This window comes from Pseudarthrobacter oxydans (assembly GCF_013314975.1).
GTDB lineage: Bacteria > Actinomycetota > Actinomycetes > Actinomycetales > Micrococcaceae > Arthrobacter > Arthrobacter oxydans.
In genome coordinates, this window is sequence record NZ_JABTYH010000037.1 from 1 (window position 1) to 20,377 (window position 20,377).

17 protein-coding genes are annotated in these 20,377 nt (G+C 65.9%); 6 read left to right on the plus strand and 11 right to left on the minus strand.

Annotated features, from left to right (window positions below; all coding sequences use genetic code 11):
* Window position 1: 1 nt before the first annotated feature.
* Window positions 2–1,366: a histidine--tRNA ligase gene (hisS, locus tag HTS88_RS18795; RefSeq protein ID WP_174181100.1), complete on the minus strand. Its 1,365-nt coding sequence runs from the start codon at window positions 1,364–1,366 to the stop codon at window positions 2–4.
* 234 nt (window positions 1,367–1,600) lie between these two features.
* Between hisS and HTS88_RS18800 the strand changes: the two genes are divergently transcribed.
* The 3 genes from HTS88_RS18800 to HTS88_RS18810 all read left to right on the plus strand — a co-directional run bounded on the left by HTS88_RS18800 (window position 1,601) and on the right by HTS88_RS18810 (window position 4,946).
* On the plus strand, window positions 1,601–2,419 hold the full coding sequence (locus HTS88_RS18800; protein ID WP_174181102.1) for a peptidylprolyl isomerase: 819 nt from the start codon (window positions 1,601–1,603) through the stop codon (window positions 2,417–2,419).
* A gap of 67 nt (window positions 2,420–2,486) precedes the next feature.
* Window positions 2,487–4,097 (plus strand): DUF349 domain-containing protein, encoded by a 1,611-nt coding sequence (locus HTS88_RS18805; protein ID WP_174181104.1) that lies wholly within the window; start codon window positions 2,487–2,489, stop codon window positions 4,095–4,097.
* Window positions 4,098–4,217: 120 nt separating this feature from the next.
* Entirely contained in the window at window positions 4,218–4,946 is a 729-nt protein-coding gene (locus HTS88_RS18810) for a type IV toxin-antitoxin system AbiEi family antitoxin (protein WP_246256469.1), read from the plus strand.
* Here HTS88_RS18810 and HTS88_RS18815 read toward each other — a convergent pair.
* The 9 genes from HTS88_RS18815 to pdxT all read right to left on the minus strand — a co-directional run bounded on the left by HTS88_RS18815 (window position 4,827) and on the right by pdxT (window position 14,785).
* Entirely contained in the window at window positions 4,827–7,220 is a 2,394-nt protein-coding gene (locus tag HTS88_RS18815; protein WP_174181106.1) for a RelA/SpoT family protein, read from the minus strand. The genes HTS88_RS18810 and HTS88_RS18815 overlap by 120 nt on opposite strands.
* A 135-nt stretch (window positions 7,221–7,355) precedes the next feature.
* Window positions 7,356–8,384, minus strand: coding sequence for a protein translocase subunit SecF (gene secF / locus HTS88_RS18820; protein ID WP_174181108.1), 1,029 nt, complete (start codon window positions 8,382–8,384; stop codon window positions 7,356–7,358).
* Window positions 8,384–10,141, minus strand: a complete 1,758-nt coding sequence (secD, locus tag HTS88_RS18825; protein ID WP_174181110.1) for a protein translocase subunit SecD — start codon at window positions 10,139–10,141, stop codon at window positions 8,384–8,386. The genes secF and secD overlap by 1 nt, the downstream gene beginning before the upstream one ends.
* A gap of 100 nt (window positions 10,142–10,241) precedes the next feature.
* On the minus strand, window positions 10,242–10,634 hold the full coding sequence (yajC, locus tag HTS88_RS18830; protein ID WP_174181192.1) for a preprotein translocase subunit YajC: 393 nt from the start codon (window positions 10,632–10,634) through the stop codon (window positions 10,242–10,244).
* Between the two features lie 288 nt (window positions 10,635–10,922).
* The gene (gene ruvB, locus HTS88_RS18835; RefSeq protein ID WP_174181112.1) at window positions 10,923–11,978 is read right to left on the minus strand and encodes a Holliday junction branch migration DNA helicase RuvB; all 1,056 of its coding nucleotides are present in this window, start codon (window positions 11,976–11,978) and stop codon (window positions 10,923–10,925) included.
* Complete coding sequence (gene ruvA / locus HTS88_RS18840; RefSeq protein ID WP_174181114.1) at window positions 11,971–12,615, minus strand: Holliday junction branch migration protein RuvA; 645 nt, start codon at window positions 12,613–12,615, stop codon at window positions 11,971–11,973. Before ruvA ends, ruvB begins: the two co-directional genes overlap by 8 nt.
* Window positions 12,616–12,705: 90 nt before the next feature.
* The gene (gene ruvC / locus HTS88_RS18845) at window positions 12,706–13,284 is read right to left on the minus strand and encodes a crossover junction endodeoxyribonuclease RuvC (protein ID WP_174181116.1); all 579 of its coding nucleotides are present in this window, start codon (window positions 13,282–13,284) and stop codon (window positions 12,706–12,708) included.
* 31 nt (window positions 13,285–13,315) lie between these two features.
* Window positions 13,316–14,071: a YebC/PmpR family DNA-binding transcriptional regulator gene (locus tag HTS88_RS18850; protein ID WP_104185953.1), complete on the minus strand. Its 756-nt coding sequence runs from the start codon at window positions 14,069–14,071 to the stop codon at window positions 13,316–13,318.
* 3 nt (window positions 14,072–14,074) lie between these two features.
* Window positions 14,075–14,785, minus strand: coding sequence for a pyridoxal 5'-phosphate synthase glutaminase subunit PdxT (gene pdxT / locus HTS88_RS18855; protein WP_174181118.1), 711 nt, complete (start codon window positions 14,783–14,785; stop codon window positions 14,075–14,077).
* Window positions 14,786–14,874: 89 nt separating this feature from the next.
* Between pdxT and HTS88_RS18860 the strand changes: the two genes are divergently transcribed.
* On the plus strand, window positions 14,875–16,167 hold the full coding sequence (locus HTS88_RS18860) for a Mur ligase family protein (protein WP_174181120.1): 1,293 nt from the start codon (window positions 14,875–14,877) through the stop codon (window positions 16,165–16,167).
* Window positions 16,164–16,925, plus strand: a complete 762-nt coding sequence (locus tag HTS88_RS18865) for a type 1 glutamine amidotransferase (RefSeq protein WP_174181122.1) — start codon at window positions 16,164–16,166, stop codon at window positions 16,923–16,925. Before HTS88_RS18860 ends, HTS88_RS18865 begins: the two co-directional genes overlap by 4 nt.
* 51 nt (window positions 16,926–16,976) lie before the next feature.
* Here the strand turns inward: HTS88_RS18865 and HTS88_RS18870 are convergent, their stop codons facing one another.
* Complete coding sequence (locus HTS88_RS18870; RefSeq protein ID WP_246256470.1) at window positions 16,977–18,269, minus strand: CapA family protein; 1,293 nt, start codon at window positions 18,267–18,269, stop codon at window positions 16,977–16,979.
* 74 nt (window positions 18,270–18,343) lie between these two features.
* On the opposite strand from HTS88_RS18870, the gene HTS88_RS18875 reads away from it, so the two are divergent.
* Window positions 18,344–20,356, plus strand: a complete 2,013-nt coding sequence (locus HTS88_RS18875) for a M3 family metallopeptidase (RefSeq protein ID WP_174181124.1) — start codon at window positions 18,344–18,346, stop codon at window positions 20,354–20,356.
* The last annotated feature ends 21 nt before the right edge of the window (window positions 20,357–20,377 follow it).

Below are 20,377 nucleotides of genomic sequence, written 5' to 3' on the forward strand. Positions count from 1 at the left end.
GCTAGACGGCTGCCGCAGCCGGCTCCGCCGCCGTGGACACCTGCACTGCCAGATCTTCGGCCGGCGGCGTCCAGGTCTCCGGGGCTGCGACTACCTGCTCGCCGGTGCGGATGTCCTTGACCTGGTGCGTGCCGTCGTCGTCCGTGAACCAGACAAACGGGATGCCGCGCCGGTCCGCGAACTTGATCTGCTTGCCGAACTTTTCCGCCTTCGCGGCCACCTCGGTGGGGATGCCGCGGCTGCGCAGCTGGGCGGCGACGTCCTGCGCGGCGTTCCAGCTGTCATCGTGCGTCAGGGCCACAAGCACGGCAGTGGGAACCGACCGTGAAGCCCTGGCCAGGTCCTGGCTCAGGATGCGGGACACCAGCCGGGTGACGCCGATGGACAGTCCCACACCCGGGAACTTCCGGTTGCCCTTCGACGCCAGCGCGTCATACCGGCCGCCGGAGCAGATGGAACCAAGCTGTTCGTGGCCAACCAGGACGGTTTCCACCACTGTTCCGGTGTAGTAGTCAAGGCCGCGGGCAATGCTGAGGTCAGCCACCACCTTGCCCGGGGCACGCTGGACGGCCGCGTCAATGACCTGTTCAAGCTCGCTGAGGCCCTCGTCAAGCAGATCGTTGCTGACGTCCAGCGCCCGGACCTGGGCCACGAACGAGGTGTCCTCGGTACGGATTCCCGCCAGTTGCAGGGCTTTCTGTGCCTGGTCGTCGGTGGCGCCCAGTTCAGACTTCAACAGTTCCGCGACTTTCGCGGGGCCGATCTTTTCGAGTTTGTCGATGCTCCGCAGCACGCCGGCTGTGTCATCCAGGCCAATGCCGCGGTAGAAGCCCTCGGCGAGCTTCCGGTTGTTGATGCGGAGGCGGAAGTCCGGAATGGGAAGGGCGCTGAGCGCCTCGGCGATCACCAGCGCGATCTCGACGTCGTAGCGGAACGGCAGGTCGCTGTCACCCACCACATCGATGTCCGCCTGGGTGAATTCGCGGGCCCGGCCTTCCTGCGGGCGTTCGCCGCGCCACACCTTCTGGATCTGGTAGCGCCGGAAGGGGAACGCCAGGTAGCCGGCGTTTTCGACGACGTAGCGGGCAAAGGGAACAGTCAGGTCGAAGTGCAGGGCAAGTGCGTGCGGGTCGGATTTGCCCTTTGCCTCGCCTTCGTCCTCCTGGAGGCGGCTGAGGCCGTACACCTCTTTGTCGATTTCCCCCTTGCGCAGCAGCTGGCCGACCGTTTCCACGGCCCGCGTTTCGATGGAGGAGAATCCGTGCAGCTCGAACACCCGGCGCAGGGTATCCAGCACATGGAGCTCCACCAGCCGCTCCTCGGGAAGCCACTCGGGGAATCCGGACAGGGAGGCGGTGCGTGCCATGGTGGAGTTTCTCCTCTTGGTGAACGGCGGCAGGGACGTGCGCGGCTATCCGGCCCGAAACGGGCGTACGACGGCGGCAGTCCAGCCGGTCATGCATAAACTATGTGCGGCAGTCAGTTTATGTCGTCGTCCGCCGGCATCTCCAATGCGGCGGATCGGCAGGCCCGGCGGCCACGCACCTGCGCATGCGGCCCACAGCCGTGCCGTGCAGCAGCCCGACTATGAGGAGGACCCTTGGCGGCCAGTTCACGCAGTGCCCGCGAAACGAAACGGCGCATCCAGCAGATGGAAGCCAAGCGGGAGATGCGGCGGGACCAGGAAGCCCGGCGCAAGCGCGACAATCTCATCGCCGCCGGTGCCGGGGCGGCCGCCGTTGTCCTCGCCGTCGTCCTCCAGCTCACTGCCTTTTCCGGCAATCCCTCCGAGGACGAATTTGCTGCTGCAGAGGCAGGGCTGAGCAGCCCGTCCGCGTCGGCCGAGCCGTCCGCAAGCCCGTCCGCCCAGGCAACAAACGGCCCCAACATCCCCGCCGCGGACACCGCCGCAGGCCAGACCTTCACCGGCGAACTCGTCCTGAACGGCAGCCCGCTCGGCGTGGAGCTGAACGGGACGGACGCCCCGCAGGCAACCGCGGTCTTCAAATCGCTCAGCGACGAGGGTTATTTCAGCGGCAAGACCTGCCACCGCCTGACCACCGGAGAGACCTTCGGCGTCCTGCAGTGCGGCTCCCCCACCGGTGACGGCCAGGGGGACCCCGACTACACCTGGGGGCCGCTGGAGAACACGCCCGCGGACGGCACCTATCCGGCCGGAACCATCGCGGTGGCCCGGACGGGTAACAACGCGTACGGAAACGGCACCCAGTTCTTCATTGTCTACAAAGACACGGTCATCCCGTCGGACAGCGCCGGCGGCTACACCGTGGTTGGCAAGGTGACATCGGGGCTGGACGTGGTGGCCAACCTGGCTGCCGCCGGAATCACGCCGGGCAGCAGCGACACGGACGGCGCGCCCGTTGAACCAGTCACGATAGACTCGTTTTCTCTGAAGTAGGAAGCCCGGCCGGCACGGCCGCGGTGCAGTACGTGAGTATTTCCCTCCAAGCGAAAGACTTTTAGCGGTGACAGACAGTCAGAAATCCGACGAAACAGCAACAGACCTGACCGAAGCGGCGGCCCCCGCGGCTGACGTCGCAGGGACTGAGGCACCCGGCACCCCAGCAGTGGAAGCTCCTGAAGCCGGGGCAGCCGCAGAAGAACCCGCGGCAAGCGAGGCTGATCCTTCTGCTCCCGCGGAGGACACTCCCGCTGAAGAGGCTTCCGATCCTTCACCTGCCCCAGCACCGGCAACTGCACCAGCACCCTCACCGGCTCCTTCCCCCCGGTCAGCAGCTCCGTCGCCGGCCGCCTTCGCTTCCCGCCCCAAGCCTGCAGCTGCCGCTCCGGCGGCAGCGGCTGTTCCGGCAGCACCTGCCACCTCCCTGGCCGAAGCCTCGAAGTGGGGCCGGGTTGAAGGCGACGGGCATGTGTTCCTCACCATTGACGGCAGCGAGCACGCCGTAGGGCAGTACCCGGGCGTGAGCGACGACGAAGCCCTCGCCTACTTTGCGCGCAAATATGACGACGTCGTGGCACAGATTGTGCTGCTCGAACAGCGCGTCAGCTCCAAAGCGCCCAGCACGGACATGCAGAAAACCGTCACCCACCTGCGCGAGCAGCTTGCGGAGCGGAACATGGTGGGCGACCTGCGCGCAGCCGAGGCGCGGCTGCACAGGCTTTCAGAGCAGATCAGCGAGCTGGAGAAGGCCGAAAAAGCCGAGCACGACGCCGTCCGTGCGTCCGAACTGGCGGCCCGCGAGGCGATTGTTGCCGAAGCCGAGCAGATCTCCGGCCAGGACCCCGCTCAAACACAGTGGAAGACCTCCAGCGCCCGCATGAACGAACTCTTCGAGAGCTGGAAAGCAGCGCAGAAGAGCGGCGTGCGCCTGGGCCGCAGCAACGAGGACGCCCTGTGGAAGAGGTTCCGGGCGGCCCGGACCGTCTTTGACCGCCACCGCCGCGCCTACTTCTCCCAGCTGGACAGCAACAACTCCGCGGCCAAGTCCGCCAAGGAAAAGCTGATCGCCGAGGCTGAAGCACTGTCCACGTCCACCGACTGGGGTTTTGCCGCCGGCGAGTACCGCAGGCTGATGGACCAGTGGAAGGCGTCACCGCGCGCCAGCCGCAAGGACGACGACGCACTCTGGGCCCGTTTCCGCGCGGCGCAGGATGTGTTCTTCACGAACCGGCAGGCCGCCAACGAGGAGATCGACCAGGAATACGCTGCCAACCTCACCGTCAAGGAAGCCCTCCTGCAGGAGGCCAACGCCATCCTTCCCGTGAAGGACCTGGCCGCGGCCAAGAAGGCGCTGCAGTCCGTCCGTGACCGCTGGGAAGAAGCAGGCAAGGTCCCGCGCGGCGACATGGGCCGCATCGAAGCCGGGCTGCGCAAGGTTGAGGATGCAGTCAGGAACGCCGAGGAAGAGCAGTGGCAGCGCTCCAACCCGGAGCGCAAGGCGCGCACCAACAGTGCCCTGTCCCAGCTGGAATCCGCGATCGCAAGCCTCCAGGACGACCTTGCCAAGGCGGAGAAGACCGGTGACCAGCGCAAGATCAAAGCGGCCCAGGAGGCCCTCGAGGCCCGCCAGGCCTGGCTCGACCAGATCCAGCGCTCGGCCAGCGAACTTTCCTAAGCCACCCTCCGGCTCGTCCGCCTGCTCCGCAGGCCGCCGTCCGGTGCAGGCCCGGCCCGGTTATCCACATAACCGGACCGGGCCTGTCCCCGTTAAGGCTCCGCGCGGCAGGATGGACGAATGGCGACTCCATCGGCTTCTCCGGGCAATGACCATCCAGCCGCAGCAGAGGCGGCAACACAACGTTTCCCGGAGCTCTATGTCCCGGAGATGCCCTTCGCCATGCCCGAACTGCAGGCCCTCGCCGCGGACGGACTCCTGGCCAGGCTGCACCACCGCGGCTACACACTGCCCGGAGTTGCCGCTTCCCCGCAGCTGCGTGCACGGGCTGCGGCGGGCGCTGTGCCGCCGTCAGTCAGGCAGAGGGTAGTTGCCGGCCGCATGACAGCAGCCTGGATCTACGGTTGCGCGGCAGAGCCGGACAGGCTCGCGCTGCTGGTGGACGCCAAACGAAGGGTTTCAAGCCTCCGGAACACCCGTGGCTGCACACTGCACGAGGTGAAGCTTGGCCCGTTCGACGTTGTCAGCCTTGGCGGCCTGATGGTCTCCAGCCCGCTGCGGACCGCCCTGGACATTGCCCTGCACGTGGACGCCGGCAGGGCCATCCCCGCACTGGAGGGTTTGCTGGCGCGCCCCCAAAAGGACGTGCGCCTGCGCCTGCTCATCCTGGCCATCGAAGCGACACCCCGCGTGCCCCACAAACGGGCCGCCCTGGAAAAGCTCGCCGCCCTAGCTCCGGCGCTTGTTGCCCGTGGTCCGGTAGACGTCGAACACGCCGTCGATCCTGCGGACAGCGCTGAGGACGTGGCTCAGGTACTTGGGGTCGCCCATTTCGAAGGCAAACTTTGAAATCGCCACCCGGTCCGTGGAGGTGTGCACGCTGGCTGCCAGAATGTTCACATGGTTCTCGGACAACACGCGGGTGACGTCCGAGAGCAGTGACTTGCGGTCCAGCGCCTCCACCTGGATTTCAACCAGGAAGACGCTGGATTGCGTTGGCGCCCACTCCACGTCCACGATCCGGTCGGGCTGGTCCTTCAGGTCCGAGATGTTGGTGCAGTCCGTCCTGTGCACGGAGACTCCCGAGCCCCTGGTCACAAAACCGAGGATGGGATCCGGGGGGACGGGCGTGCAGCAGCGGGCCAGTTTGACCCAGACGTCGCCGACACCTCGCACCACCACGCCCGAGTCCGAGAAACGGGCTTTGGTGACCTGGGTGGGGATGCTGACTTCGGCGATGTCGTCGTCGGCGCTCTCATTGCCGCCAAGACTTTCGACCAGCTTTTCCATGACCGACTGGGCGGACGTATGTCCGTCGCCCACTCCGGCGTAGAGTCCCGAAATGTCAACGTACTTGAACTCTTCTGCCACGGCGGCGAGGGCCTCGTGGGTCATCAGCCTCTGCAGCGGAAGGTTCTGCTTCCGCATGGCACGGGTCAGCAGTTCCTTGCCGCGGTCAATCGCCTCTTCCCGGCGTTCCTTGCTGAACCACTGGCGGATCTTGTTCCGTGCCCGGGCGCTCTTGACGAAGTGTTGCCAGTCCTGGCTGGGCCCGGCGCCCTCGGCCTTGGAGGTGAAGATCTCCACCCAGTCGCCGTGGTTCAGTTCGCTGTTGAGCGGTACCAGTTTTCCGTTGACCCGGGCACCGATGGTCCGGTGGCCGACCTCGGTGTGGACAGCGTACGCGAAGTCCACCGGAGTGGACCCGGCGGGCAGCGCCATGACTTCGCCCTTGGGGGTGAAGACGAACACTTCCCGAGCGTTGATCTCGAAGCGGAGGGAGTCCAGGAATTCACCCGGATCCGAGGTTTCCTGCTGCCAGTCCACCAGGGACCGCAGCCAGCCCATGTCTCCGTCGCGGGGGCTTCCGGGACCAACCGCGGTCCGGTTGGGCTGGTCCTTGTACTTCCAGTGCGCAGCCACGCCGTACTCGGCGCGGCGGTGCATCTCATGGGTCCGGATCTGGATTTCCACCGGCTTGCCGCCGGGCCCGATCACCGTGGTGTGCAGTGACTGGTACATGTTGAACTTGGGCATCGCGATGTAATCCTTGAACCTGCCGGGCAGCGGGTTCCAGCGCGAGTGCATGGTGCCGAGGGCAGCGTAGCAGTCACGGACGGAGTCCACGAGGACACGCACGCCCATGAGGTCGTTGATGTCGTCAAAGTCCTTATCGCGGACGATCATCTTCTGGTAGATGGAGTAGTAGTGCTTGGGGCGGCCGGTGATGGTGGCCTTGATTTTGGCGGTACGGAGGTCTTCGGTGATCTGGTCGCGGATGACGCTCAGGCTCTTCTCCCGCTCGGGGGTCCTGTCCCCCACCATCCGGACGATCTCTTCGTAGACCTTCGGGTAGAGCGCAGCGAAGGAGAGATCCTCAAGCTCCCACTTGATGGTGTTCATGCCCAGCCTGTGCGCCAGGGGGGCAAAGATCTCCAGCGTCTCCCGTGCCTTCCGGGCGGACGATTCAGCGGAAACGAACCGCCAGGTCCGGGCGTTATGCAGCCGGTCCGCGAGTTTGATCATCAGGACACGGATGTCCTTGGCCATGGCAACAACCATTTTGCGGACAGTCTCGGACTGTGCCGCCTCACCGAAGCTGACCTTGTCCAGCTTGGTCACGCCGTCAACAAGCATGGCAACTTCGGGCCCGAAATCACGCTTCAAGTCAGCGAGGGTGTAGGGCGTGTCCTCCACCGTGTCGTGCAGCAAAGCCGCGGCCAGGGTGGTTCCACTCAGTCCAAGTTCAGCGAGGATGGTGGCCACGGCCACGGGATGCGTGATGTACGGATCGCCGCTCTTGCGCTTCTGCCCGCGGTGGCTTTGTTCCGCAACGTCGAAAGCCCGCTGGATGAGGTCGAAGTCCTCTTTGGGGTTGTTGGCCCGGACCGTCCTCAGCAGGGGCTCGAGGATGGGTGAGTACGTCGCCGTGCTGCGCCCTGTCAGCCGGGCGAGCCTGGAACGCGTGCGTTCCCTGCGGCCGGGAAAGGTGGGCCGGGAGCCGGAGTTGTCGACCGGAACCAGCGGGCCAGGGCGCGCGGACGAGGCCACCCCGGCCTGCGTACCGTTGGCAGCACCCTTGTCACCCTGTGCCGCTGGCGCTGACGCCGAACGCTCTTCCAATGAAGTACCCCTCACCACCGTTTTAATTACTTCAGTCTATTCCCCGCGGCGGTGAGAATTATAACCAGGGCCTTAAACGCGGACGGGCCGGCCGGCGTCAGGCTTCTGACGCCGGCCGGCCCGTCGGTGCACGGGTTATGCGGAGGCTGTTTCCACGGCTGAGGAGCCGGAAGCGGACCCTGCGCCGGCACCGGAGCGCCGGTGCTCAACACGCTTCGCCTGCCTCACGAGGTCGGGCTCGTTCTGGCGCAGCCAGGCATACAGCGGGGCTGCCACGAAGATGGTGGCCGCCGTGCCGATCAGGATCCCGACAAACAGTGCCAGCGAAAGGTCGCGCAGGGTACCTGCCCCCAGCAGCCCGGCGCCGATGAACAGAATGGCTCCCACGGGGAGGATCGCCACCATCATGGTGTTGATCGACCTGACGAGGGTCTGGTTCACGGCGAGGTTGACCTCTTCTGCGAACGTGCGGCGCGTGGACGCGTCCAGGTCGGCGGTGTTCTCGCGGATCTTGTCGAAGACCACCACCGTGTCGTAAAGGGAGTAGCTGAGCACGGTCAGGAACCCGATGATTGCCGACGGAGTGACCTCAAAGTCGCTGAGGGCGTAAACGCCTGCGGTGATGAACATCGTCACCGCCATGCCCGCAATGGCAGAGAGGGACATCTTCCACGTGCGGAAGTAGAGCGCCATCAGCACTGCGGCGAGGAGGACGAACACCACCAGGCCGATCAGGGCCTGCCTGGTGACGTCGGCGCCCCAGGTGGGTCCAACAAACGTCGAGGTCACCTCATTGTCAGTGACGCCGTACGCGCTTGTGAGTCCCTCCTTGATGCGGAGCGTCTCGTCGTCGGTCAGTTTGTCCGTCTGGATCCGCATGGTGGTGCCGGCAACGTTCGCCACGCGCGGCACGCTGCCCTGGACCACGTCGGTTACGGCTTTCTCCCCCAGGGCCGCATCCGTGGTCTGCACGTTGGAGACGGTGAATTCGGAGCCGCCGCGGAACTCGATGCCGAGGTTGAAGCCGCCCTTGGCCAGCGGAATGATGATGGACAGGACAACAGCCACCGCCGCGATGATGAACCAGAGTTTCTTGGCTCCCACAAAGTTGTAGGAGCGCTTTCCGGTGTAGAGCTCGTTGCCGAAGTTGGCGAAGCCTGACATTACTTGTTCTCCTTCGCTGAGGACTTCGAGGAACCCGCGAGCTGTTCCTGCTTCTCCGCCAGGCGGCGTTCGGCGATGGTCATTCTGCGTTCCGCCTCGGCGGCCGCACCGGCGTTCTTGGTCCGGACCGCGGCGGGCTTGTCTGCCGGGGTCCGGACGCGGCCGGCACCGCGGTACAGCGGAACGGCTCCGAGCCGCTTCGGATCAAGGCCGGACAGCCGGTGGCCCTCACCGAAGAACCGGGTGCGCGCCAGCATCTGCAGCGTCGGGTGCGTGAACATGAACACCACAATGAGGTCGGCAATGGCGGTCAGGCCCAGCGTGAACGCAAATCCGCGGACGTTGCCCACGGCCACAAAATAGAGAACCAGCGCGGCAAGCAGGTTGACGGCCTTGGACGCCAGCACGGTGCGCTTGGCCCGCTTCCAGCCGTTTTCGACGGCGGAGACCAGGCCGCGGCCCTCACGGAGCTCGTCCCGGATCCGCTCGAAGTAGACGATAAAGGAGTCCGCTGTCTGGCCGATTGCCACGATGAGGCCCGCCACGCCGGCCAGGGACAACCGGTAGTTTTCCGTCCAGCCCAGGATGGCGATGGCGAGGTACGTCAGGATGCCGGCGACCACCAGTGACGCGATGGTCACGAAACCGAGCGCCCGGTACTGGAACAGCGAGTACACCACCACCAGCAGGAGGCCGATGATGCCCGCCAGGAGGCCCATGCGCAGCTGTTCACCGCCGAGGGTGGCCGAAATCTGCTGCTCGCTCTGGATCTCGAAGCTGATGGGCAGGGCACCGAAGCGGAGCTGGTCGGACAGGGCCTTGGCGCTTTGCTCGGTGAACCCGCCGGTGATCTGCGGGCGGCCGTCGGTGATGACGGCGAGGGAGCGGGGCGCGGAAATGACCTGGTCATCCAGCACAATGGCGAACTGGGCCTTCGGATCGTTGCCCGCGTCGCCGCCGGCGGCAACGTAGAACTGGTTCAGGCGTTCGGTGACCTCTTTGAACCTTGCCGTGCCTTCATCGTCGAACTGGATGTTGACTGCCCAGTCATTGGTAACGGCACCCTGTGCGCCCTGCTGGAGCTGGAAGGAGGACGTGACAATGTTGCTGCCCTTCACCTCCACGGGACCAAGGATGTACTTGATCGCAGGGTTCGTGTCGGAAGCGGGCTCGCAGGTCACCAGCGGCTTGGCCGGATCGGAGCGTTCCCGCTTGTCCTGGGCCGGGTTGTCGCAGTCCAGGGTCTCAAACTCGCGGTAGATCTCCGGAGTGATCCAGTTGATGTCGCTGCTGTTGGCGGGTTCCGCCGTCGGCTTGGGCAGCTGGTCTTCAGGCGCCCGCTGCTCTTCCGGGACGGGAGCGCCGGCACCGGCGAGCAGCACCGGCCGGAAGTTCATGTCGGCGGAGGCCTGGATCAGGTCGCGCGTCTGGCTGGAGGGGGTGCCGGGAAGGCTGACCACCACATTGCGACCGGACTGGGTGCTGATCTCTGCTTCGGCAACACCCGAACCGTCAACGCGCTGGCGGATGATCGCCACGGCCTGGTTCAGCTGTTCCTCGTTGATGTCCGAACCGCCCTCGACCTTCGGCGCCAGGATCATCTGGGTGCCGCCTTCGAGGTCGAGCGCCAGCTTGGGCGCCCAGCTTGCCTGCCCGGCAAGGGTGCCGCCGGCCAGGACGGCAGTGAGTGTGGCGAGGAGTACACCGAGCCAGACCAGGACCCTGAGGCCTGGTTTCTTGGGGCCAGTTCGTGCCATTGTCGATCTTTCTCTTATTCACGGAGGAACCGCCGGTGCCTGCTGACGCTTGCACCGGCGGTGGTCCGCAGCGGTAGAGGTGTTGTGGAAGCAGCGGGGACTAGTTGTCCTTCTTGCCCTCGTCATTGAGGCGCTTCAGGGTTTCGTCCGGGGTCTCGGCTGCAGCGGGGGTGTTTCCGTTGTCCGCGGCCGTCAGGGAAGAGGCATCATCCGGCACCTCAGTCGCAGCGGGTACCCCTGCTGCGGGTTCGATGATCTTGGTGACAGCCTGGCGGTGCACGGTGGCCAGGTTGCCCGGGGAGAGTTCCAGGGTGACCTTGTTTTCCTCGTCGTCGATGTCGACGATGCGGCCGAACAGGCCAAAGCTGGTCATGACCTCAACGCCGGGGGCGAACTGCGACTGAAGCGTTGCCTGCTGCTGCTGGGTCTTCTTGTTGCGGCGGAACATCATGAAGATGAAGATGCCGAGCATCACGAACAGCAGGATCGACATGATGTCGATGCCGCCGCCGGGCTGGGTAGTGGTGGTCTGGGCAGTGATGTGTCCGAACACGGGGAAGTTCCATTCTGTACGTGCATTGAGCTGTACTTGCATTGAGCCGGTTGACAGCGCCGTCCGCTTTGAACGAGTGGCCTGGCGAAGCTGCTTGCCATCCATCCGCGGGCTGCCGGTGGTGCTGCCCGCGGGAACAAAGACCCGAACGTGCCGAGCGTCATACCAGTCTAAAGGGAAAAGCTGAACGGAGCCTGCTATTGGCTTTAGGGGCCAGTCAGCCCGGGCTCAGGCGTCCTCTTCAGCCGGTTCAAACAGGTCCAGTTGCTCCTGGGCAAAGACACCCGACGGAATGGCATAGCCGAGGTGGGTCCAGGCCGGAGCCATGGCAATCCGGCCACGCGGGGTGCGGCCCAGCAGTCCCTCCCTGACCAGGAACGGCTCCGCCACGGTTTCCACGGTTTCGGTCTCCTCACCGACGGCGATGGCGAGCGTGGAGAGCCCCACCGGCCCGCCGCCGAACTTGGTGATCAGGGCTTCGAGGACTGCGCGGTCAAGGCGGTCCAGGCCTTTCTTGTCCACCTCATACATGTCCAGCGCGGCGGACGCCGCCCGGGCGTCGATCTGGTCGATTCCATGAACCAGGGCCCAGTCCCGGACACGCCGCAGCAGCCGGTTGGCAATACGGGGAGTGCCGCGGGAGCGCCCCGCGATTTCGGAGAACCCTGCCGAGTTGACCTTGAGGTCCAGCAGGCCGGCGGAGCGGCGCAGCACAAGTTCCAGCTCCGGCACGGAGTAGAACTCGAGGTGGCCGGTAAACCCGAACCTGTCCCGGAGGGGTCCCGGCAGCAGGCCCGCGCGGGTGGTGGCGCCCACCAGGGTGAAAGGCGGCAGCTCGAGCGGGATTGCGGTGGCACCTGCGCCCTTGCCCACCACGATGTCCACCCGGAAATCCTCCATGGCCATGTACAGCATCTCTTCGGCCGGCCTGGACATCCGGTGGATTTCGTCAAGGAACAGGACTTCGCCCTCGGAAAGGGAGGAAAGGATGGCAGCGAGGTCCCCCGCGTGCTGGATGGCAGGGCCGCTGCTGATCCGCAGGGGCGCGTTCATTTCGGACGCAACGATCATGGCGAGGGTTGTCTTGCCCAGACCCGGCGGGCCGGAGAAGAGTACGTGGTCCGCGCTGCGCCCGCGCATCCGGGAAGCCTGGAGCACCAGGGACAGCTGTTTCCGCACCCGGTGCTGGCCGACGAAGTCGTCCAGGTTCTTGGGCCGGAGGGCCGCCTCGATGGCCCGTTCCTCAGGCTCCTCCCCCGCGGCCACCAGTGACGGTTCAGCCACGGCTGCCTACGCGGTTGCCGGCCCGGGCTCCGTCCTGCCCCAGCCACCGGAGCGTGGTCCGCAGGATCTCCGGCACATTGCCGCGGAACGAGACCTCGGGATCATCTGCCAGTGCTTTGTCGATGCTGGAGGAAGCGTCCTTTTCGGACCAGCCGAGGCTCGTCATGGCGGCCACCACCTGCGGTTTCCAGGCGGCCTCGGCCGGAGTGGACGCCGCGGCCGTGCCCGCCGTGCCGTGCGGAACCAGCTTTCCTGCCAACTCCAGCACGATCCGCCCTGCGACTTTGGGACCGATGCCGGGAACTTTGGTGAACGTCTTGCTGTCCCCGGTGTGCGCGGCCACGCGGATCGCCTCCGGTTCGTGGACCGCCAGGACTGCCAGCGCCAGGCGCGGCCCTACCCCGCTCACACTGAGGAGGACATCGAAAACCTCCCGTTCGTCGTCGGACGCGAAGCCAAAGAGCGTGAGCGAATCCTCCCGGACGATCAGGGACGTGAAAAGCTGGCCTTCCTCGCCGGTGCGCAGCCTGCTGAGGGTCTGGGGCGTGGCGTTGACGCTCATGCCCGCCCCGTTAAGGTCAATCACGGCAGTGGAAAGACCCACATGCGCTACCGTTCCGCGAAGGAAACTGATCAAGGCCTGGCTCCTGGTGTCTTGCCGGGCTCCAGGGAGCAGGACCGGCTATCCGAACATATCTACGAATACCCTAGCAAGCCGGCAGGACATTCACCGGGCGCGGCGCGCCTTTGCTTCGGCTTCCGCCCATGCCCGCTGGGCCGGGGTCAGGGAAGAGCTGCCAGGGCCGGTAGTGGCGACGGCCGCCCCGCTCCCGGCCCGCCAGGCGTGGGTAATGGCCAGCGCCAGGGCGTCTGCGGCGTCCGCAGGCCGCGGCGGTGCATCCAGTCGCAGGATCTTGGTGACGAGCTTGGTCACCGCGTCCTTGTTCGAGGACCCGCTGCCGGTGACTGCGGCCTTGACTTCCGACGGCGTGTGCAGCGCCACCGGGATCCCCCGCCGGGCCGCTGCGGCGATTACCACCCCGGATGCCTGGGCCACGCCCATCACGGTACTGACGTTGAGCTGGGAAAAGACCCGCTCGACCGCGAGGACGTGCGGCTCGTGGCGGTCAAGCCATTCGTCGATGGCGAGGGCGATCACCAGGAGCCGCTGGTCCAGGCTGTCCTCGGGCGACGTTCCCACCACACCATAGGCAACCATGGTGGCCTGCCTGTTCCGCTCGACGTCGACAACGCCGATCCCGCAACGGGTCAGTCCGGGATCCACGCCCAGGACGCGCAGCGTCACAGGTGCAAGCGCCCGGCAGGCAGGCGGAGCGTCACTCAGAGTCCAGGGCGGCCTGGACGTCGTCGCTGAGGTCGGCGTTGCTGTAGACGTTCTGGACGTCGTCGAGGTCCTCAAGGGCGTCAACGAGCTTCATGAACTTCTTTGCGGCTTCCAGGTCCAGCGGCACTTCCATGGACGGAACGAATTCCGCCTCGTCGGTGTCGTACTCGATGCCTGCGTCCTTCAGGGCGTCACGGACGGCCTGGAGGTCCTTGGGGTCCGAGTGGATCTCAAAGGTGTCGCCGTTGTCCTTGACTTCCTCGGCACCGGCGTCCAGGACAGCCATCAGGACGTCGTCCTCGGTCAGGTCCTTCTTGGGCAGGGTCACCACACCCTTGCGGCTGAACAGGTAGCTCACCGAACCGGGATCGGCGATGGTGCCGCCGTTGCGGGAAATGGCAAGGCGCACCTCCGAGGCAGCGCGGTTCTTGTTGTCCGTAAGGCACTCGATGAGCAGCGCTGAACCCTGCGGGCCGCGGCATTCGTACATGATCTCGGTGTAGTCGACCACTTCACCGGTGAGCCCGGCGCCGCGCTTGATGGCACGGTCGATGTTGTCTGCCGGGACGGAGGTCTTCTTGGCCTTGGTGACGGCGAGCTCCAGGCCCGGGTTGCCCTGCAGGTCCGGTCCGCCCATGCGCGCAGCAACTTCGATGTTCTTGATCAGCTTGGCAAACGACTTGGCGCGGCGGCTGTCGAGGATGGCCTTCTTGTGCTTGGTCGTTGCCCATTTGGAGTGGCCTGACATGCTTTACGCTTCTCCTCTGATCATGCGGATAAAAAGTTCGTGTACGCGTTTCTCCCCAGTCACTTCCGGGTGGAAGGAGGTGGCCAGCAGGTGGCCGGAACGCACTGCAACAATTCTAGCCGTCCCCGGCAGCGGTGCGGCGTGGGACGCGTGCTCCGGGTCGGCGGGCTCAACCTGGGCGAGGACTTCGACGCCGGGACCAACGCGTTCCACCCACGGCCCGCGGATGAAGACGGCGTGGACAGGTGCAACACCGGAGGCGGTGGCGCTGAAGTCCAGTCCCTTGAAGTCAAGGTCTGTTTCAAAGGACTCGCGCTGCCGGCCGAAGGCGTTGCGGCGGACGGTGATATCCAGTCCCCCGAAGGTCTGCTGCGGAGCCCCGGAGAGGTCCGTCGCGGGATCGGCGATGTCGTTGGCAAGCAGGATCATCCCTGCGCATGAGCCGTAGACCGGCAGGCCCTCGGCGATGCGCTCCCGCAGCGGTCCGGCCAGTTCAAAGGCCCGTGCAAGTTTGTCGATGGCGGTGGATTCCCCGCCGGGGATGATGAGCCCGTCCAGGCCGTCGAGTTCCTTGGGCCGGCGGATGCCCACGGCCTCGGCACCGGCGGCTTCGATGGCCCGCAGGTGCTCGCGGAAATCGCCCTGGAGCGCCAGCACGCCGATCCGAAGGCCTGAACCCGGGCGCGCGGAAGCAGCCGAAAGGGAATTTGTCATCCATCCAGCATACGGGTTCGCCCTCCGCGGGCTCCGGCAGTGGCGGTGTCCGCGGCAGTTGCATGCCGTTGCTGGGATATATTCAAAACATGCTCTACTTCAGTGTTCCGCTCGGCAAACTGGTCCGCCGGGTATCCCGGCTTCGGGGTGGCGGCTCCGCCCTGCCCGGTCTGGTGGTTGAAAAAATCGACCCGGGCTTTATGCGGCGGACACTCAGCACCCTCCCTCACGGCGTCGCGGTGGTCAGCGGCACCAACGGCAAAACCACCACCACCAAAATGGTGGTGGAACTGCTGGAAAGCCAGGGCTTGAAGGTCTTTACCAACCGCACTGGGAGCAACTTCACCCGCGGCGTGGCTGCCGCCCTGCTCGGCGAGGTGGACTGGCGCGGCCGGCTGGATGCGGACGTCGCGGTGCTTGAACTGGACGAGGCCCACGCCGTGCACTTCGTCAACAGCGTTCCCCCGCGCTACTGCCTCCTGCTGAACGTCCTCCGCGACCAGCTCGACCGTTTCGGCGAAATCGACAAGACAGCCCAGCTCCTCCAGCACATCGCGGCGAAAACCACCGGAACGGTGGTGCTGAACCGCGAAGACCCCAGGGTTGCCCGGATTGCCGAATCGCTCACCGGACAGGACGTCAAATACTTTGGCCTGGACGATTCGCTCCTGAGCACTTTCCCCAACGACGACGACATGCGGACCGCTCCAGGAAGTCCCGCTCCGGCGGGACTGCCGGAGAAGCCTGCCGCCGACGTCGTACTCCGCAAGGTTGGCGCGGACACCGCTGAGTTTGAGTACGACGGCGCCACGGTCACCACGGGCATGAAGCTGCGGGGTGTCTACAACATTTTCAATGCGGCCGCGGCGCTGACGCTGGCGCGCAGCATCTGCGGCAGCGGCGCCGCCACGGCCAACCACGACGCCCTCCTCGAGGCGCTGTCCCGTGTGGCTCCCGCATTCGGACGAGGGGAAAGCCTCACCGTTGACGGCCAGCCCCTGGACCTGGTTTTGGTCAAGAATCCCAGCGGCTTCCGGCTCGGCCTGAAGTCGTTCCCCGCGGGCGGCTACGCCACCATGATCGCCATCAACGACAACTACGCGGACGGCCGGGACATGTCCTGGCTGTGGGACGTGGAATTCGAGTCCCTGCGGGAAGGCGGAGTGGACCAGCTCACCGGCTCACGGGCCTACGACATGGCACTGCGGCTGCAGTATGACGACGTGCCCATCGGCAACGTGGAGCCGGACATCACGCCGGCGCTTGCGGCCTTCATCAGGGAGGCCCAGGGAAAGCCCAAGCGTATCTTCTGCACATACACGGCCATGCTGGCGATCCGCCGCGAACTGTCCAAAATCACCACCGTGGAGGTTGTCTCTTGAGCCAGGCAGGCACGGATTCCGCAACGGAAAACTCCGCGGGCAAGGGCACCCTGCGGGTGGTGCAGCTGTACCCCCGCGACATGAACATCTACGGCGACTGGGGCAACGCCCTGGTCCTGCAGCAGCGCATCCGCTGGCATGGCTACACCCCGGAGCTGCTCGAGTACAACGTGGGTGATCCGTTCCCGGACGATGTGGACATCATTGTGGGCGGCGGCGGCCAGGACAGCGGCCAGCTGGTCATCCAGGACGACCTCCAGGCCCGGGCCGGGGTACTCAAGGACCTTGCCGAGGACGGCGCGCCGATGCTCGTCATCTGCGGGCTGTACCAGCTCTTCGGGCATTTCTTCAAGACCCGCACCGGCGCCGTCATCCCGGGTATCGGCATCCTCGACGTCGAGACGCACGGCACCGAGGAGAGGCTGATTGGCAACGTCAAGGTTGCCACACCGGAGTTCGGGGAAGTGCTCGGCTACGAGAACCACAGCGGGCAGACAACCCTGGGCAGCGGCGTGCGGCCTTTGGGCTCCACTCCGAAGGGTATGGGCAACAACAGCAGTGACGGCCACGAGGGTGCCCGCTACCGCAACATCGTGGCCAGCTACTTGCACGGCTCGCTCCTGCCCAAGAACCCGGCCATCGCGGACTTCCTGATCCGCACGGCAGCTGAGCGCAAGTACGGCAGCTTTGTTCCCGGCCACCCCGACGACAGCTACGCGGAACTCGCACGCGAACACGCCGCACGCCGACCGCGCTGACCACACCGGCAAGCAGGGTTCCCGGGCGGGGCACATGCCCCCGCCGGCAGGTCACGGTTCGCGGGTGACCAGGAGTTCGTGCGCGCCGCCCGCCGCTGCGCCCATAGACTCCACCACGCCCGCGGTTCGTTGCCAGGTGGCGGCGTCGGCTTCCGGCCCGGCGCAGGGCCCCTGCGGCGCGTCCGACGCCACCGAACACCAGCGGTAGGGATCCCGGACAATAACGGAGGGGGCCCAGGCCAGGTCCGTTGCGCTCCACCTGCCGGAGGCGTCCTGGCCGAACTGCACCCGCACCAGCAGGCCCTCGTTGTTGACCACGTACCAGGGCGAGAGCTCGGTGACACCGTTGCCCAGGCCGTAGGCGATCCACGTGCCCTTGTAGTTCTCAATGGGGAGCACGGAATGCGTGTGGTGGCCGTAGACCAGGTTGAACTGGCCGCTGTCCACCAGGGCGTGCGCCACCTCCTGCTGCCGGGCGTTGGGTTCGCTGGCGTATTCGTCGCCTGCGTGCATGGCCGCCAGCACGATGTCCGCCCCCAGCGCCCTGGCCTTCTCCGCCTTGGCGATCATGGCAGGCGCATCCAGCATGTCTACTTGCCACGGATACTCGGGAAGCAGTCCGTTCAGCCCATAGGTGGCCTGGATCACCGCGATCTTCGCGGCGGCGGTCTGCATGACCAGGATCCCCTGCGACTCCCTTTCAGTCCGGTACGAACCCGTGTGTTTCAGGCCGGCGGCGTCCAGCTGGTCCAGGGTTCGCAGGAGCCCATCCGTCCCGCGGTCGATGGTGTGGTTGCTGGCCGTTGTGCAGGCCCCGTACCCCACCTCTTTTGTTGCTGCGATGATCTGCGGCGGGACGTTGAACGAGGGATAGGCCGAGAACGGGCCTTCCGGGCCGGCCACCGGCGTTTCCAGATGGCAGATGGCCAGGTCGCTGTTCCGGATGTACCGCCGCTGCCCCTCCAGCAGCGGCACGAAGTCCAGTCCGGGCTTGCCGGACGCCGCGGCGTCCTGCTGCGCCTGCTGCCACAGCTCTGCGTGGACAAGCATGTCGCCGGTCACCAGTACGGACGTGCATCGGAGCACCGGGCAGGCCGGCCCTTCGCCGGGCGTGGGAGTCGGTGCCGGAGTTGACGGGGCGGCGGGAGCGGGGCTGGCGCTGTCCTGGTTGCCGGGACCGGCGCCAACCGAACCGGGCCCTCCTGCCGGAGCCGCGGGCCCGGCCTGTTCGGCGGCCAGGCCGCAGCCTCCAAGCGCTGCAGTCATGAGCATCGCGGCTGCCAGTGCAAGGCCAGTGATGACGCGGCGAAAGTGCACCGGCCCCCTGCCGGTTGTGTTCCCCATAGAAGCATTCTAGGGAGGGGACCATGGCGTGGCTCACATTGAGAAGCGTGGCCTGCTGTGAAAGGTTTTACTTCATGACCAACCCCCTTTTGGCACCCAGTCCCCTGCCCTACGGACTTCCGCCCTTCGCGGAGATCAGCACCGCCGATTATGACGACGCCGTCCGGGCAGGTCTCCACGAGCACCTGGCTGAGCTCCAGGCCATCGTTGATGACACGGCCCCTGCCACGTTCGAGAACACGGCAGTGGCGATGGAACGCTCCGGCAGGCTTCTGGACCGGGCCGCTGCGTCCTTCTTCACGCTCGTTTCGGCCGATGCATCCCCGGAGATCCGGGACCTGGAAACGGCGCTGTCGCCGCTGCTCTCTGCGCACCAGGACGACGTTTTCCTCAACCGGGCACTGTACGAGCGCTTCGCCGCCATCGACACCGCCGGCTGTGATGCCGAGTCCGCGCGGCTTGTTGATGAGTACCTGAAGGAATTCCGGCAGTCCGGCATCCAGCTGGAAGGCCCTGCCCGGGAAAGGCTCAAGGAGGTTAACGCCGAGCTCTCCCGCCTGGGCACCGAATTCGGACAGCGCGTCAAGGAAGGAATGAAATCCGCTGCCCTGCTGCTGGACCACGCAGGCGAGCTGGCAGGACTGCCGGCCGACGACGTTGCCGCTGCCGCGGAGGCCGCCCGCGCCGCCGGACATGACGGCAAATTCCTGCTGACACTGATCCAGCCGACCAACCAGCCTGCCCTGTCCGCCCTCGAGAACCGCGGAGTCCGCCGTCGGCTGTTTGAAGCATCCGTGGCCCGGGGCAGCGGGGGCGGCAGCCTCGACGTGCTGGATTTAGCCACGTCAATGGCCCGGCTCCGCGCGGAAAAGGCGGCGCTTCTGGGCTTTGCCAACTACGCCGAACTGGTGGTGGACCGGCAGACAGCCCCGGACTTCGGGGCCGTCCAGTCCATGCTGAACCGCATGGCTCCGGCGGCGGTGCGGAACGCCGACGCCGAGGCCTCGGCACTGGCCGAGGCCGCGGGCCATCCGCTGGAGGCCTGGGACTGGGCCTTCTACTCCGCCAAGGTCCGGCGGGAACGCTACGACATTGACGAACAGGCACTCGGTCCCTATTTCGAGCTGGACCGGGTGCTGGCGGACGGGGTCTTCTTTGCCGCAACATCGCTCTTCGGCATCACATTCCACGAGCGGAAGGACCTTGCCGGCTACCACCCCGACGTCCGTATCTGGGAGGTCCGCGACGAGGACGGCATGGGGCTCGGGCTGTTCCTGGGTGACTACTACACCCGTGAGTCCAAGCGGGGTGGCGCCTGGATGAACTCGCTGGTGGAACAGTCTGCGCTGCTGGGAACAAAGCCGGTGGTCATCAACAATCTCAACATCTCCAAGCCGACTGCGGGCGAACCGACGCTCCTGACGCTGGACGAGCTGCGGACCACCTTCCATGAGTTCGGCCACGCGCTGCACGGGTTGTTGTCCAATGTGACCTATCCCCGGTTTTCCGGAACTTCCGTCCCCAGGGACTTCGTGGAATACCCGTCCCAGGTCAACGAGATGTGGATCATGTGGCCCGACGTGTTGCACAATTATGCGCGCCATCATGTGACGGGCGAACCGCTTCCGCAGGAGGTCGTTTCGAAACTGGACGCGTCACGGCTGTGGGGCGAAGGGTTTGCCACCACCGAGTACCTGGGAGCAGCGCTGCTGGACCTGGCCTGGCACGTCCTGGACGGCAACGGGGTTCCAGAGGATGCTGTTGCGTTTGAAGACAAAGCCCTGGCCGCCGCGGGCATCGCCCACGCCTTGATTCCGCCGCGCTACCGGACGGGCTATTTCCAGCATGTTTTTGCCGGTGCAGGGTATGCGGCCGGCTACTACTCCTACATTTGGAGCGAGGTCCTGGATGCGGAGACGGTGGACTGGTTCACCGAGAACGGCGGACTCACCCGGGCCAACGGCAACCGTTTCCGCCTGGAGCTCCTCTCACGGGGCAACAGCCGCGACCCGCTGGAATCGTTCCGCATCCTTCGGGGCCGCGAAGCCACGCTGGAGCCCCTCCTGAAGCGCCGCGGCCTGGAGTAACCCACACCCCCAACACACCTT

What these genes read in the sequence shown, in the direction of transcription:
- hisS (WP_174181100.1), bottom strand. Translation starts at nt 1,366, where the DNA reads ATGGCACGCACCGCCTCCCTGTCCGGATTCCCCGAGTGGCTTCCCGAG.
- HTS88_RS18810 (WP_246256469.1), top strand. Translation starts at nt 4,218, where the DNA reads ATGGCGACTCCATCGGCTTCTCCGGGCAATGACCATCCAGCCGCAGCA.
- secF (WP_174181108.1), bottom strand. Translation starts at nt 8,384, where the DNA reads ATGTCAGGCTTCGCCAACTTCGGCAACGAGCTCTACACCGGAAAGCGC.
- secD (WP_174181110.1), bottom strand. Translation starts at nt 10,141, where the DNA reads ATGGCACGAACTGGCCCCAAGAAACCAGGCCTCAGGGTCCTGGTCTGG.
- yajC (WP_174181192.1), bottom strand. Translation starts at nt 10,634, where the DNA reads ATGTCGATCCTGCTGTTCGTGATGCTCGGCATCTTCATCTTCATGATG.
- HTS88_RS18850 (WP_104185953.1), bottom strand. Translation starts at nt 14,071, where the DNA reads ATGTCAGGCCACTCCAAATGGGCAACGACCAAGCACAAGAAGGCCATC.
- pdxT (WP_174181118.1), bottom strand. Translation starts at nt 14,785, where the DNA reads ATGACAAATTCCCTTTCGGCTGCTTCCGCGCGCCCGGGTTCAGGCCTT.
- HTS88_RS18860 (WP_174181120.1), top strand. Translation starts at nt 14,875, where the DNA reads ATGCTCTACTTCAGTGTTCCGCTCGGCAAACTGGTCCGCCGGGTATCC.
- HTS88_RS18870 (WP_246256470.1), bottom strand. Translation starts at nt 18,269, where the DNA reads ATGGGGAACACAACCGGCAGGGGGCCGGTGCACTTTCGCCGCGTCATC.
- HTS88_RS18875 (WP_174181124.1), top strand. Translation starts at nt 18,344, where the DNA reads ATGACCAACCCCCTTTTGGCACCCAGTCCCCTGCCCTACGGACTTCCG.